This window comes from Sphingomonas asaccharolytica NBRC 15499 (genome assembly GCF_001598355.1).
GTDB classification, from domain to species: Bacteria; Pseudomonadota; Alphaproteobacteria; order Sphingomonadales; family Sphingomonadaceae; genus Sphingomonas; species Sphingomonas asaccharolytica.
The window spans coordinates 40,563-53,688 of record NZ_BCYU01000014.1; the positions used below are offsets into that span (position 1 = coordinate 40,563).

A 13,126-nucleotide genomic window follows, 5' to 3' on the forward strand; every position below is an offset into this window, starting at 1 on the left:
TTTTTCGTATCCGCTAACCGCTTGGCTTCGGGGCGCAGCGCCCCTAAGGTCCGCGCCACTTCACGACCCGAAGGTATAGATGTCCAGCCCCGCTTATAAACGTATCCTCCTGAAACTCTCGGGCGAGGTCCTGATGGGTGAGGGGGGGCTGGCGATTGATCCCGAGGTGACGGCGCGCGTCGCCGGCGAGATCAAGGACGCCAAGGACGCGGGGCACGAATTGTGCGTCGTGGTCGGCGGCGGCAATATCTTCCGCGGATTGTCGGCGGCAGCGAAGGGCATCGAGCGGGCGACCGCCGACTATATGGGCATGCTGGCGACGGTGATGAACGCGCTCGCGGTGCAGAATGCGCTCGAACAGGTCGGCGTCGATACTCGGGTGCAATCGGCGATCCCGATGCAGTCGGTGTGCGAGCCGTTCATCCGCCGCCGCGCGATGCGTCATCTCGAAAAAGGCCGGGTGGTGATCTTCGCCGCCGGCGTAGGCTCGCCGTTCTTCACGACCGACAGTGGTGCGGCGTTGCGGGCTGCTGAAATGAATTGCGACGCGCTGTTCAAAGGCACGTCGGTCGATGGCGTCTATAATGCCGATCCCAAGAAGGATTCGGCGGCAAAGCGTTATGAAACCGTGAGTTACGACACGGTGCTCGCAGACAATCTCAAGGTCATGGACGCCAGCGCGATCGCCTTGTGCCGCGACAACAATATTCCGATCGTGGTGTTCAACATCCGCGAGCCGGGCAATCTTGCCTCGGTGCTGCGCGGTGAGGGCATCTCGACGGTGGTACAGAAGGAAGGATGATACATGGCCGCCTATGACAAGGCCGATATCGAACGCCGCATGGCGGGCGCGGTCGAAGCACTGAAGCACGATCTTGGCGGTTTGCGCACCGGTCGCGCGTCGACCGCGTTGCTCGATCCGGTGACGGTCGAGGTGTACGGCGCCAATATGCCACTCAATCAGGTCGCGACTGTTTCCGCGCCCGAGCCGCGGATGCTGTCGGTCCAGGTGTGGGACAAATCGAACATCGGTCCGGTCGAGAAGGCGATCCGCTCGGCTGGCCTCGGTCTCAACCCGATCAACGACGGCAATACGCTGCGCCTGCCGATCCCCGATCTGACTGAAGAGCGCCGCAAGGAACTCGCCAAGCTGGCCGGTCAATATGCCGAAAAGGCGCGAATCGCTGCGCGCAACGTCCGTCGCGACGGGATGGATTCGCTCAAGACCGACGAGAAGAAGGGCGTCTATTCGGAAGACGAGCGCAAGCGGCACGAGAACGATGTGCAGAAGGTGACCGACAGCACGATCGCCGACATCGACGCGGTGGCCACGGCCAAGGAAAAGGAAATCCTGAGCCAGTGAAGCCGGTGGCCGCCACCGACATGGCGCCTGCCGCTTCCAACGCGGTATTGCCGCGCCACGTCGCCATCATCATGGATGGCAATGGACGCTGGGCGAAGAAGCGTCACTTGCCGCGTATCGCGGGGCATCGCCAAGGCGTCGAGGCGGTTCGCAAGGTAACCCGCGCCGCTCGCGCGATGGGGATCGAGGCGATGACGCTCTACGCGTTCTCGTCGGAGAACTGGCGGCGTCCCGAGGAGGAAGTCGGCGATCTGATGGGATTGCTGCGGCATTTCATCCGCAGCGACCTCGACGAATTGGTCCGCGAGAATGTGCGGTTGAGGGTAATCGGCGATTATCGCCGTTTTTCCCCGGATCTGGTCGCGATGATCGACGATGCGGCCGGACGGACCGCTGGCAACACCGGTCCCCTGCTGGCGATCGCGCTCAATTACGGATCGCAGGCTGAACTGGCCGGCGTCGCCCAGGAACTGGCGCGCCGTGTCCGCGACGGGGCCATGGCGATCGAGGATATCGATACGCAGGCGATCGAGAGTCTGCTCGACACGCACGATCTGCCACCGCTCGATTTGTTGATCCGCACCTCCGGCGAGCAGCGGCTGTCGAACTTCCTGCTATGGCAGGCGGCCTATGCCGAATTGCTGTTCGTCGACACGCTCTGGCCCGATTTCAATGCCGACACCTTGAGCGAGGCGGTTGCCGCTTTCGGGCAGCGGCAACGTCGTTTCGGAGGCTTGTGAGCGACCGTCCCGCGCACCCCCCGAAGCGCCCTCCCGAATTGCTGATCCGCGCTGCAGTGGGCCTCGGCCTGATGGCGCTGGCGCTCGCAGCGGTGGTGCTCGGCGGATGGATATTCTGGCTGTTGGTGGCGGCGATGGCGATGGTGATGATCGCTGAATGGGCCGAGCTGGTCGACGCCACGGCTCGCGACAAGCGCGGCGCGATGCTGACACTGGTCGTCCCGCTGACCGTGATGTCGCCCGCCGCCTGGGGGCCGGGCTGGTTCGCTTTGGGAATTGTCGGGGCGGCGGCGGTGTTCGTCGCCGCGGTTTTCAAGCCGCGCGCGCTGGGGCTGGGCATGGTCTATGTCGGCGTGCCGGTCCTGGCCTTGCTGGTCATTCGCGAAAACCGCGAGTTCGGGCTGATCTACACGTTGTGGACGCTGGCGTTGGTCTGGATGTGCGACATCGGGGCCTATTTCTCCGGCAAATATATCGGCGGCCCGAAACTCGCGCCGACGATCAGCCCCAACAAGACGTGGGCTGGGCTGATCGGCGGGATCGCACTGGCGACGGCGTTCGGCTGGTTCCTCCATTGGCAATATGGCCTGGCGGTGCGGCTGGCGCTGGCGACTCCGTTTCTGGCGTTTCTCGCTCAAGGCGGCGACCTGTTCGAGAGTTGGCTCAAGCGCCGCGCCGGGAGAAAGGACAGCGGGGCGTTGTTCCCAGGACATGGCGGCGTGCTCGACCGGCTCGACGGGCTGGTACCGGTGGCGCCGGTTGCCGCCTTCCTGGTCGTCATCGTTCCTCTGCTGTACGTGTGGCGCCCATGAAGACCGTCACCATTCTAGGTGCGACCGGATCGGTCGGCACATCCACGCTCGACCTGATCGAGCGGGAGCCGGATCGTTTCAGCGTACGGGCGCTGACCGCCAATTGCGACGTCGAGCGCCTTGCGGCCGCTGCGCGGCGAACGCGCGCCGAATTGGCAGTGGTCGCAGACGAGAGCTGCCTGCCGGCGTTGCGCGAGGCGTTGCGCGGCACCGACACCGATGCCGCTGGCGGCGCGCAAGCCGTGTGCGATGCGGCGCGGTCGGGGGCTGACCTCACCGTCGGGGCGATCGTCGGGTGCGCCGGGCTGCGTCCGGTGATGGCGGCGGTTGAGCGAGGCGGCACCGTGGTGCTCGCCAACAAGGAACCGCTGGTTTCGGCAGGAGAATTGGTGGTCAACGCCGCGCGGCGTTTCGGCGCGACGCTGCTGCCCGCTGATTCCGAGCACAATGCGATCTTTCAATGTTTCGATCCGGCCCAGGTGAAACACGTTCGCCGCATCATCCTGACCGCGAGCGGAGGACCGTTTCGCGACTGGAGCCTGGAACGCATGCGCGACGTCACACCACAGCAGGCGGTGGCGCATCCCAATTGGACGATGGGCGCCAAGATCTCGGTCGATTCGGCGACGATGATGAACAAGGGTCTCGAACTGATCGAGGCGGCGCGGCTGTTCCCGGTCGATCCGGACCGCATCGAAATCATCGTGCATCGCCAGTCGCTGGTCCATTCGCTGGTCGAATATGCCGACGGATCGGTCTTGGCGCAGCTGGGACCGGCCGATATGCGCACGCCGATCGCTTATTGCCTCGCCTGGCCCGAACGGATGGCGACGCCGATGGCGCCGCTCGATCTGGTCGCGGTCGGCAGGCTCGATTTCGAAGCGCCCGACGATCAGCGTTTTCCCGCGCTGGCCCTGGCGCGGCGCGCGTTGACCGCAGGCGGTGCACGCCCGGCGATCCTCAACGCCGCCAATGAGGTGGCAGTGGCGGCTTTTCTGGCCGGGAAAATAGGGTTCCTCGAAATTGCCGCAATCGTCGCCGATACGCTTGACCGCTACGACCCGCCTGCGCCCGAGACACTGGACGACGTACTGGCTATAGACGATGAAGCGCGTACCATCGCGGGCGAGCGTGTAGAGGATTGCGTGACCTGATGCAGAGCCCCGGCCCGTTCTTCTATCTGATCGCCTTCCCGTTGATGCTGGGGCCTTTGGTCTTCATTCACGAGCTTGGCCATTACCTCGCGGCGCGTTGGTGCGGGATCAAGTCAGAGGTGTTCTCGATTGGTTTCGGCAGTGAGGTCTGGGGCCGCACCGACCGGCATGGCACGCGATGGAAGCTGAGCTGGATTCCGCTTGGCGGCTATGTTCGCTTCGCGGGTGATATGAATCCGGCGAGTCAGCCCGACCCGACTTGGCTCGCCTTGCCGGCCGACGAACGTCAGCGAACCTTCCAGGCCAAGCCATTATGGCAGCGGGCAATCGTCGTCCTCGCCGGTCCGGCTGCCAATTTTCTGCTCGCCTTCCTGATCCTGCTCGGATTCACGCTGGCCTACGGCACCGATCGCACGCCGTCGACGGTGGGCGGAATCGAGCCGAAGACCGCGGCTTCGGCGGCGGGTTTGCAGACCGGCGATCGTATCACCGCGATCAGCGGGCGCCCGATGGCGACGTTCGAGGATCTGGTGATGTACGTCCAGCTCCGCGCTGGCGAACGCGCCCATATCGAGTTCGAACGTGGCGGTGTAGCCATGGCGCGCGACGTCGTTATCGGTATCGACCATCGCAAGGACAAGTTCGGCAATCAGGCCGATGTCGGTCTGCTCGGTATTAGGCCGCCCAAACCCGTATTCGAGCGGGTTGGCGTGTTGGAAGCACCGGGTATCGCGTTAGAGCAGGTCAGCGCCATCGTCCGCCAGACGGGTGACGGGCTAGGCCAGCTGATTACCGGACGTCGTCCCATCAAAGACATGTCTGGCGTGGTCGGCATGGCGAAAATCTCGGGAGAGCAGCTGTCGTTGGGCTGGGATTATTTCGTTTGGCTGGTCGCGCTTATCTCCATTAATTTGGGGTTCATCAACCTCTTGCCAGTTCCCATGCTCGACGGAGGGCATTTGCTGTTCTACGCGATCGAGGCTGTGCGGCGGCGTCCGGTGACGCCGGCGATCCAGGAATGGGCTTTTCGCGGCGGGCTGGCGGCGATCCTGTGCTTGTTTCTGGTCGTGACGTTCAACGATCTGGGCAAGGTGGGCTTGTGGCAGCATCTCGCCGGGTTGATCGGCTGAAGCGGTTAGGGCAGGGCGGGCGCGCCCGTAAATCACGCGACGGCAATGTCTCCGGCTGGGGTGGAATGGTGAAAGTTATCAATACGTCGAAGTTCGGAACGCGCGCCGTGACGGTGTTGCTCGCGGGAACGATGCTCTCGGGGGTTCCGGTGGCAGCTGCCGCCCAAACCGCCGCTGCGCCCGCCGCTCCCACACCCGCCGCTGCGGCACCGCAGACTGCGCCTGCCACGCCGCAGACCGCGTCCGCCGCTCCGACCTCGCCGGCGGTGGCGCCGCAGCGCGTCATCCGCTCGCTCCGTGTCGAAGGCTCGCAGCGGATCGAGCCCGAGACGGTCATGTCCTACACCAAACTGCGTGTCGGCCAGGCCTATACCAATGAGACGCTCGATCAGGCGCTGCGTGACTTGCTCGCCAGTGACCTCTTCGCTGACGTATCGATAGCCGGCGTCGAAACCGGCGAGATCGCGATCCGCGTACGCGAGAATCCGATCATCAACCGCGTGATCCTGGAGGGTAACAAGACCCTCAAGTCCGACAAGATCACCAAGGAAATCAAGCTCGCGCCGCGCCAGATCTTCACCCGCACCGCGGTGCGCCAGGACGTCGCGCGGATCGTCGAGCTCTATCGTCGTCAGGGCCGCTTCGCCGCGCGGATCGAGCCCAAGATGGTCAGCCTGGACCAGAACCGCGTCGACGTCGTGTTCGAGATCGACGAAGGACCCAAGAGCAAGGTCCGCGCGATCAACATCATCGGCAACAACGTCTTTTCCGATGGCAAGCTGCGCGAGCAGATGGTCACCAAGCAGGCGCGCCTGACCCGGTTCATGTCGTCCAACACGTCCTACGACCAGGATCGTCTGGCCTATGACCAGCAGAAGCTGCGCCAATTCTATCTGACCCAGGGCTATGCCGATTTCCGCGTGACCTCGGCGGTCGCCGAGCTGACCCCGGACAAGAAGAATTTTATCATCACTTATGTGGTGGAAGAAGGGCCGCGCTATAAGTTCGGGAACGTCACCGTCGATAGCGATATCCGCGATTTCGACAACAACAAGCTGGCGGCGGGCCTCGGGATCAACAAGGGCGATTGGTACAATGCCAAGCGCGTCGAGGATTCGGTCGATCGCCTGAACGAGACCGCCGGCCTGTTCGGCTATGCGTTCACCGACGTGAACCCGGAGTTCAACCGCGACCCCGACAAGCTGACTATGTCGATCAACTTCCACATCGCGGAAGCCAAAAGGTCCTACATCGAAAAGATCGACATCACCGGCAACCGCAACACCCAGGACAAGGTCGTTCGCCGCGAGATCCGCCTGGCGGAAGGCGATGCGTTCAACAGCTTCCAGGTCAAGCGCTCGCAGGATCGCATCAACAGCCTGGGATTCTTCCAGGACAAGTTCGAGATCAAGCAGGAACAGGGCTCCGCGCCCGACCGCGTCGTGCTCAACGCGAATGTCGAGGAAAAGGCGACCGGAGAATTGTCGCTGTCGGCGGGCTATTCGAGCCTCGAACGGTTCATCATCCAGGCCGGCATCACGCAGCGCAATTTCCGCGGCAAGGGCCAGGAGCTGCGCGCCAATGTCGACTATTCGGTTTATTCGAAGTCGGTGTCGCTCGGCTTCACCGAGCCGTATCTTTTCAACAAGAACGTCGCCGTCGGCGTCGACATCTTCCGCCGCGACTATAACTCGTTCAACTATCTCGGCGACCAGCGCCAAACGACTTATTCGCAGGTCTCGACCGGCTTTCAGGTCCGCACCGGCGTGCCGATCACCGAATATTGGTCGCTGTCGGCGCGCTACGGCCTGACCTATGACGAGGTCGGACTCGACAGGGGCACCTATTACACCGACAAGAACTTCGACGGCATCCGCGGGAATAGCAGCAACGATACTTGCGATCCGTTGCAGGCAGGACGCTATTTGTGCGATGCGATCGGCAATCGCCTATCGTCCGTCCTCGGCTATTCCTTGGTATATGACAGCCTCAACAGCCGTCTGAGGCCGACCGCGGGCAAGCGCCTGGTGCTGAGCCAGGATTTCGCCGGGCTGGGCGGCGACGTGCGGTATGTCCGCTCACGCATCGAAGCGTCGAAATACGTAAACCTTGGCCATAACTGGATTTTCTCGATCAGTGGCGAGGCCGGCTACATCGCCAGCCTGGAAAAGAGCCGCGGCGGCGGCATCGACAAGGTTCGCATCACCGATCGGTTCTATCTCGGCGAGCCGCAGATCCGTGGCTTCGACATTCGCGGCGTCGGCCCGCGTGTCCGGCGTACCAATTACATCAACACGACTGACGCGAACGGCGTCGTCACCGCGCAGACGCTCGATCCCGACAAGAAGAATTATATCGACGACGCCTTGGGCGGTCGGGCCTATTATCTCGTGAGGTTCGAGCTTCAGCCTCCGCTTTCGGGCGGCATTCGCGAGCTGGGGCTTCGTCCGTCGATCTTCCTCGACGTGGGTGCCGTTTGGGGCGTCACCAAACCGACTCTGACGACTTTCCCGTCGCACATCGACCCGGTTACCAAGAAGACGATCTACGACCCGATCGTAACGCCGATCAAAGACAGTTCCGGCCGGCAACTTTATTATTATGTTGACCCCACCACCAGTGTGCAAACCCAGACACTCTGCGCGACTGGCATTCCTGACGCGAGCGGCAATTGCGTCGGCAGCGCGGCCAACAATGCGCTGACCAGTTCTACTCCGGCGTTCGATGAGCAGTTCCTCGGCGACACGCCGCGGCCGCGCGTGTCGATCGGCTTCGGGGTCAACTGGAATTCGCCGTTCGGGCCGCTTCGCATCGACATCGCCAAGGCGCTTTTGCATTCCAAGGGCGACGATACCAAACTCATCACATTCAACGTAGGGACTCAATTCTGATGAATAGCATGACCAAATATCTCGGCATCGGCGCGGTCGCGCTGACGACCGGCCTGGCGCTGGCGCCCGCCGCCTCGGCGCAGTCCGTCGCCGTCGCCGACCCGCAGACGGCGATCCTGAAGACGGCCGCGTTCACCACGGCGATCGGCCAGATCAAGACCACCTACAAGACCGGTCTCGATCAGGCGGAGGCGATCCGCAAGGAGCTCGCGCCGCTGGAGCAAGCGTTCGACGCCAACAAGGATGGACAGCTCGACGATTCCGAGCTCGCCAAGCTGCGCGCCTCGCCCAATTTCGCTTCGATCCAGCAGAAGGAGCAGCAGGCATCGACGGCGGAAATGCCGGCCCTGCGTGCTCGCGCTTATGCGATCGAGCAGATCTCGGCCAAGTTCCAGCAGGCCTATGCCACGGTCAAGACCACCAAGCGCGTCAGCCTGGTGATCCGCCCGGAAGCAGCGCTCGACTTCGACGCCAATGCCGACATCACCGACGACATCACCGCCGAGCTCAATAAGCTGGTGACGACCGTCAGCATCACCCCGCCGGCCAATTGGCAGCCGGGTGGCAACCCCGCCGGTGCCCCGGCGGCACCGCGCGGCAATCCGCCGGCGGGCGTTCCCGGTAGCGCACTAACGCCGGCACCGGCACCGTCGACCGGCAAGAAGCCGTCCGGACGGTGAGCGAAGAGGCGACGGCAGCCGCTTCCATCGGTCCGCTCGATATCGGGCGGGTGATGGCGGCGCTGCCGCACCGCTACCCAATGCTGCTGGTCGACCGTGTCGAGGAATTGATCCTCGACCGGTCGATCGTCGCGATCAAGGCGGTGACGATCAACGAAGGCTTCTTCCAGGGTCATTTCCCTGGCCGCCCGATCATGCCGGGCGTGCTGATCGTCGAGGCGCTGGCGCAAGCCGCCGGCGTGCTGGCGGTCGAGAGCTTGGGCCTCGCGGGGTCGGGCAAGCTGGTCTATTTCATGGCGATCGACGAAGCCAAGTTCCGCAAGCCGGTCGAACCCGGCGTGCTGCTCCGGCTCGAAGTCGATTTCGTCCAGAAGCGCTCATCGGTGTGCAAATTCGCCGGCCGCGCGCTGATCGACGGGCAATTGGCCGCGCAGGCGAACTTTACGGCCATGATCGCCGATCCGCCAGCGGCAGCCTGACGCGTCGGTGCCGGCGCCCCGGCGCCGTTCAGGACATTTTCCGAGATAGTTGCGTCGCGCGGCACCCTCTGCTAGGCGCCGCGGCTTCGCTGCCGGTCGGAAACCGGTGGCTTTCAAAAGGATTTCGCGACGTGAAGAAAGACGCTCATCCCGATTACCACATGATCAAGGTCCAGATGACCGACGGCACCGTGTACGAAACGCGTTCCACCTGGGGCAAGGAAGGCGACACGATGACGCTCGAAATCGATCCCTTGTCGCACCCGGCCTGGACCGGTGGCCGCGGCCAGATGCTCGATGCGGGCGGTCAGGTGGCGCGCTTCAACAAGCGTTTCGGCGGGCTGTCGCTCACCAAGAAGTAAGCCGCACCGCTTCGGCGACTGCGCGACGTTTGCCGCCGCGTTCCCCATGGGAGCGCGGCGTTGGCGTGTCGGAGATGCTGTCCTTAACGCTGTCTTAGGCATCGCGTGCCTAGGCTTTGCGCCATGGAAGCCAGGCAGATCAATATTTCGGCGGAATTCGAACCTGCGGTGATGAACCGCCGACGGTCGCCGCGCGCGCCCGTGTCGCTCGATGCCAAGCTGGGTAGGGGCGGCCTCGACCGGACATTGTGCCGCGTGACCGATTTGTCGCCCGAAGGTGCGCGCATCTCGACCTATTCGGCGCTCAAGAAGGACAGCGTGATCTGGCTGACCCTGCCTGGTGCCGGACAGATCGCGGCGACGGTCCGCTGGGCCGATGATTTCCAGGCCGGCTGCTTGTTCCACCGCACATTGCCCGACCATTTGTACGAAGCGCTGGTCGAGGTGGGAGCTGCCTGATCATCCCTGGGCCGCGGCGCTGCGCTCCCTGCTATGGCCGGCGACCGGAATCTGCTAACGAGCCGCCCAGATATTCGCGTGCGTCGCAAACCAGGCATCTCCCTTTATTAATCCCCCGCCCGCAAACCGACGGTGATGTGCAGCTATGGCGCGTATGCCGGGATCGGACTGTTAGTCGGTGGGGCTGGGCCTGACCCAGATGCCGGTCGGCCAGGTCGTCGCGGTTACGTCAACCGCTGACAAAGGCCGCGTCCAACTTCGCCGGGCCGCCAGCGCAACGGCGAATGAACCTTTGAATGCCTTCGCGCGATTCAAGCGGCGATGGATACGATTGCGGCCGCTTCCAAGGACGTTACCGACGCAAAGCCGGCGGCGGGCTTTTTTGGCAGTCGCGCCTGGCGGATCGTCCGCAACAGTCTGGTCGGCGCGCTCACAACGCTCCTCATTATCTGGCTGGTCCTGTTCATCACGAAGGGCCGGTTCCTGAAACGGCCTTTCGAGAGCGTCACCACCAGGATGGCTGGCCGCGATGTCAAAGTGGAAGGAGACTTCCAGCTCTATTTCGCACCGCTGAAGATCAAATTCTATGCGGAGGGTCTGAGCGTCGCCAATCCGAAATGGGCGACCAAGGCCAATCTGTTCCAGGCGCAAAAGATCGATATGCGTATTGCGCCGTTGAGCCTGCTGTTCGGCAAACGGCGAGTCTACTGGCTCGACCTGACTGGCGGTTCGGCCGACCTCGAATGGAATGCCGGGCATAACACCAACACCTGGACGTTTGCCGACACGGGCGGCAAGCCTTTCGAACTGCCACGGATCGACCGCGCGACGGTCGTGGGTACAAAGGTGCGGTATGCCGATCCGCGGATGCGGCTGCTCGCCGACCTGGGGATCGATCCGATCGCCGCCACCAACAAGGAGATCGGCAAGGCGGTCGAGCTGCACGGGACAGGACAAATTCGCGACACGCCGTTTCGTCTTGTCGCGCAATTGATGTCGCCCGACGCGACGCTCGATCGCGGCGAGAACAAGCTGGTCGCGCGGGCTTGGGCCGCGGGCAACGTGATCGACGTGGCAGGGACATTGCCGTCGGCGACCGATATCGAGAACGTGCCGCTACGCGTACGCGCGCGCGGCAGCAACCTGGCCGAACTGCTCGGCATTATCGGCGTCGTCCTACCCAATACCCGCGATTATTCGCTGCGCGCGCAACTGGTGAAGGACGGCCCCGATTATCGCTTCACGCACATGGCCGGCCGGTTCGGCGACAGCGACCTCGCCGGGCGGCTGACGATCGTCACTGGCGAGCGGCTTCGGCTCGATTCGGTATTGGCCACGCGCGAACTCGACATCGTCGATGCCGCTCCGTTCATCGGCTACAATCCCGACATCGTCGCGGCGAAGGGCGCGGTGGCCGCTGCCGCGGCAACTGGCGCCGCGCCCCAGCGCGTGCTGCCCGACGCCGCGTTGCCGGTCGCCGAGTTGCAGCGTTTCGATGCCGGGCTGCGCTGGACGATCCAGGATATCAAGTCGCGCAACCTGCCAATCGCCCATGTCGACCTGACGCTGGCGCTCGATCGCGGCCGGCTGGCGCTGTCTCCGCTGAGCTTTGCGATGGCGCGGGGCAACGTGGCATCGGACCTGATTTTCGATACGCGATCGCGGCCGGCGCTCGACAGTTACGACATTCGTCTGTCGCCCACGCCGATGGGCCGGCTGCTCGCCGGTTATGGCGTAGACGAGTCAGGCACGAGCGGCACGATAAAGGGCCGCATCCAATTGAAGGGGCGCGGCGACACGATCCACGATTCGCTCGCCTCGGCGAGCGGTCGCGTCGCGTTTATCATACCGGGGGGCAGCTTCTGGACGCGCAACGCCCAGCTGTCGGAGCTCGACATCGGCACATTCGTCCAGAAGATGTTCGAGCACAAATTGAAAGAGCCGGTGCAGATCAATTGCGGGCTGATAGCCTTCACCGTGCGCGACGGGGTAGCCGCCGCGGACCCGATCATCATCGACACGAAGAAGAATGTCATCCTCGGCCGTGGCGGGCTGAGCTTCAAGAATGAGGGCGTCGACCTCGCGTTTCGCGCCGACGGCAAGCAATTCTCGCTGTTCTCGGCCCAGTCGCCGGTCGGCCTCAACGGGTATTTCGCCAAGCCGCGCATCGAGGTGATCAGCCCGGAGTTGCTCGCTCGCGCTGGTGGGGGTGTCGGATTGGCGGCCGTCGCGAGTCCGCTCGCCGCCATTCTCGCTTTTATCGATGTCGGCGACGCGAAAAGCGCCGCGTGCGGGCCGATCCTGGCCGGCGCTCATGCCCAGGCGATGCGGACGACGAAGGGCAAGCCGCGCGACGACGTCGGCAACGGCACCACCGCCAAATCGGAGAGCGGGAAGGAGTCGGTCGCCGATCGCAAGAAACAAAAGAAGAAGTTTCTCGGAATCTTCTGACCGCAAGGACGCCGGTGAGGGCAGAGCGGCGACTGGAGACGGCGCGCGGCCATCCAGGATACTGCCGCGGCTTCACCCGTTTGCGTCGAATTTGATGATCAATCGTTCACGCACGCATTGAAGCTTGCCGGAGGAGAGACGCATGGGTGGCGACCTGAACGCGGATGGCGAAGACACGCATGCCGAGCGCGCCGAAGTGCATTTTCTGGCCGCGCTGGCCGACGAATTGATGCGCGGGCTACTGCTGGCCGGCGTCTTGTCGCAAGCGCAGTTGAACGAGATCGAGGCAGCGGTCGCCGCGCGCGTGGGGTCTCAGCCCCGGGCGTGGTGACGGCGACGGTCGCCGATGCGCTCCTGTCGACCGGCTGGGCCGATTACAGGATCTCACTGCCAGAAGCAGGAGCGCTTCCGGCCTGAATTGTCCAGGAAGCTCCCGCTTAATCTGGATCCAAATGGATCAGCAGCGCGCACCGGAGCGTCCCGTGGCGGAGAGGGTGGGATTCGAACCCACGGTGGGCGTTAACCCACGGCGGTTTTCAAGACCGCTGCCTTAAACCACTCGGCCACCTCTCCGCGCGCGAGCAGCGCTTTGCGCAACGGCGGCG

At 63.7% G+C, this 13,126-nt stretch carries 13 protein-coding genes and 1 tRNA gene; 13 read left to right on the plus strand and 1 reads right to left on the minus strand.

Features of this window, described 5'->3' with window-relative positions; genetic code table 11:
* Positions 1-79 precede the first annotated feature (79 nt).
* The 13 genes from pyrH to SAS01S_RS05715 all read left to right on the plus strand — a co-directional run bounded on the left by pyrH (position 80) and on the right by SAS01S_RS05715 (position 12,852).
* Positions 80-802, plus strand: a complete 723-nt coding sequence (gene pyrH, locus SAS01S_RS05655; RefSeq protein ID WP_066806073.1) for a UMP kinase — start codon at positions 80-82, stop codon at positions 800-802.
* A 3-nt stretch (positions 803-805) separates the two neighbouring features.
* A complete protein-coding gene (gene frr / locus SAS01S_RS05660) occupies positions 806-1,363 on the plus strand; it encodes a ribosome recycling factor (protein ID WP_066806075.1) in 558 nt (185 codons plus the stop codon).
* 20 nt (positions 1,364-1,383) lie between these two features.
* A complete protein-coding gene (locus SAS01S_RS05665; RefSeq protein WP_066806139.1) occupies positions 1,384-2,103 on the plus strand; it encodes an isoprenyl transferase in 720 nt (239 codons plus the stop codon).
* Positions 2,100-2,915, plus strand: coding sequence for a phosphatidate cytidylyltransferase (locus SAS01S_RS05670; protein ID WP_066806077.1), 816 nt, complete (start codon positions 2,100-2,102; stop codon positions 2,913-2,915). Before SAS01S_RS05665 ends, SAS01S_RS05670 begins: the two co-directional genes overlap by 4 nt.
* On the plus strand, positions 2,912-4,069 hold the full coding sequence (locus SAS01S_RS05675) for a 1-deoxy-D-xylulose-5-phosphate reductoisomerase (RefSeq protein ID WP_066806078.1): 1,158 nt from the start codon (positions 2,912-2,914) through the stop codon (positions 4,067-4,069). Before SAS01S_RS05670 ends, SAS01S_RS05675 begins: the two co-directional genes overlap by 4 nt.
* Entirely contained in the window at positions 4,066-5,199 is a 1,134-nt protein-coding gene (gene rseP / locus SAS01S_RS05680; protein ID WP_066806140.1) for an RIP metalloprotease RseP, read from the plus strand. The genes SAS01S_RS05675 and rseP overlap by 4 nt, the downstream gene beginning before the upstream one ends.
* Positions 5,200-5,264: 65 nt before the next feature.
* A complete protein-coding gene (bamA, locus tag SAS01S_RS05685) occupies positions 5,265-8,090 on the plus strand; it encodes an outer membrane protein assembly factor BamA (RefSeq protein ID WP_084238559.1) in 2,826 nt (941 codons plus the stop codon).
* A complete protein-coding gene (locus tag SAS01S_RS05690; RefSeq protein WP_066806080.1) occupies positions 8,090-8,770 on the plus strand; it encodes an OmpH family outer membrane protein in 681 nt (226 codons plus the stop codon). The genes bamA and SAS01S_RS05690 overlap by 1 nt, the downstream gene beginning before the upstream one ends.
* The gene (fabZ, locus tag SAS01S_RS05695) at positions 8,767-9,249 is read left to right on the plus strand and encodes a 3-hydroxyacyl-ACP dehydratase FabZ (RefSeq protein ID WP_281179308.1); all 483 of its coding nucleotides are present in this window, start codon (positions 8,767-8,769) and stop codon (positions 9,247-9,249) included. The genes SAS01S_RS05690 and fabZ overlap by 4 nt, the downstream gene beginning before the upstream one ends.
* A 131-nt stretch (positions 9,250-9,380) precedes the next feature.
* The gene (rpmE, locus tag SAS01S_RS05700) at positions 9,381-9,611 is read left to right on the plus strand and encodes a 50S ribosomal protein L31 (RefSeq protein ID WP_066806082.1); all 231 of its coding nucleotides are present in this window, start codon (positions 9,381-9,383) and stop codon (positions 9,609-9,611) included.
* A 123-nt stretch (positions 9,612-9,734) separates the two neighbouring features.
* Positions 9,735-10,070, plus strand: coding sequence for a PilZ domain-containing protein (locus SAS01S_RS05705; protein WP_066806084.1), 336 nt, complete (start codon positions 9,735-9,737; stop codon positions 10,068-10,070).
* Between the two features lie 321 nt (positions 10,071-10,391).
* Positions 10,392-12,521 (plus strand): AsmA family protein, encoded by a 2,130-nt coding sequence (locus SAS01S_RS05710; protein ID WP_066806088.1) that lies wholly within the window; start codon positions 10,392-10,394, stop codon positions 12,519-12,521.
* A 142-nt stretch (positions 12,522-12,663) separates the two neighbouring features.
* Positions 12,664-12,852: a hypothetical protein gene (locus SAS01S_RS05715; RefSeq protein WP_066806091.1), complete on the plus strand. Its 189-nt coding sequence runs from the start codon at positions 12,664-12,666 to the stop codon at positions 12,850-12,852.
* A gap of 152 nt (positions 12,853-13,004) precedes the next feature.
* Here the strand turns inward: SAS01S_RS05715 and SAS01S_RS05720 are convergent.
* A tRNA-Ser gene (locus SAS01S_RS05720) sits at positions 13,005-13,094 on the minus strand.
* Positions 13,095-13,126 lie beyond the last annotated feature (32 nt).

Excerpts from the sequence above, each read along its gene's own strand:
- pyrH (WP_066806073.1), top strand. The coding sequence starts at position 80 with ATGTCCAGCCCCGCTTATAAACGTATCCTCCTGAAACTCTCGGGCGAG.
- frr (WP_066806075.1), top strand. The coding sequence starts at position 806 with ATGGCCGCCTATGACAAGGCCGATATCGAACGCCGCATGGCGGGCGCG.
- SAS01S_RS05665 (WP_066806139.1), top strand. The coding sequence starts at position 1,384 with ATGGCGCCTGCCGCTTCCAACGCGGTATTGCCGCGCCACGTCGCCATC.
- SAS01S_RS05675 (WP_066806078.1), top strand. The coding sequence starts at position 2,912 with ATGAAGACCGTCACCATTCTAGGTGCGACCGGATCGGTCGGCACATCC.
- bamA (WP_084238559.1), top strand. The coding sequence starts at position 5,265 with ATGGTGAAAGTTATCAATACGTCGAAGTTCGGAACGCGCGCCGTGACG.
- SAS01S_RS05690 (WP_066806080.1), top strand. The coding sequence starts at position 8,090 with ATGAATAGCATGACCAAATATCTCGGCATCGGCGCGGTCGCGCTGACG.
- SAS01S_RS05705 (WP_066806084.1), top strand. The coding sequence starts at position 9,735 with ATGGAAGCCAGGCAGATCAATATTTCGGCGGAATTCGAACCTGCGGTG.
- SAS01S_RS05710 (WP_066806088.1), top strand. The coding sequence starts at position 10,392 with ATGGATACGATTGCGGCCGCTTCCAAGGACGTTACCGACGCAAAGCCG.
- SAS01S_RS05715 (WP_066806091.1), top strand. The coding sequence starts at position 12,664 with ATGGGTGGCGACCTGAACGCGGATGGCGAAGACACGCATGCCGAGCGC.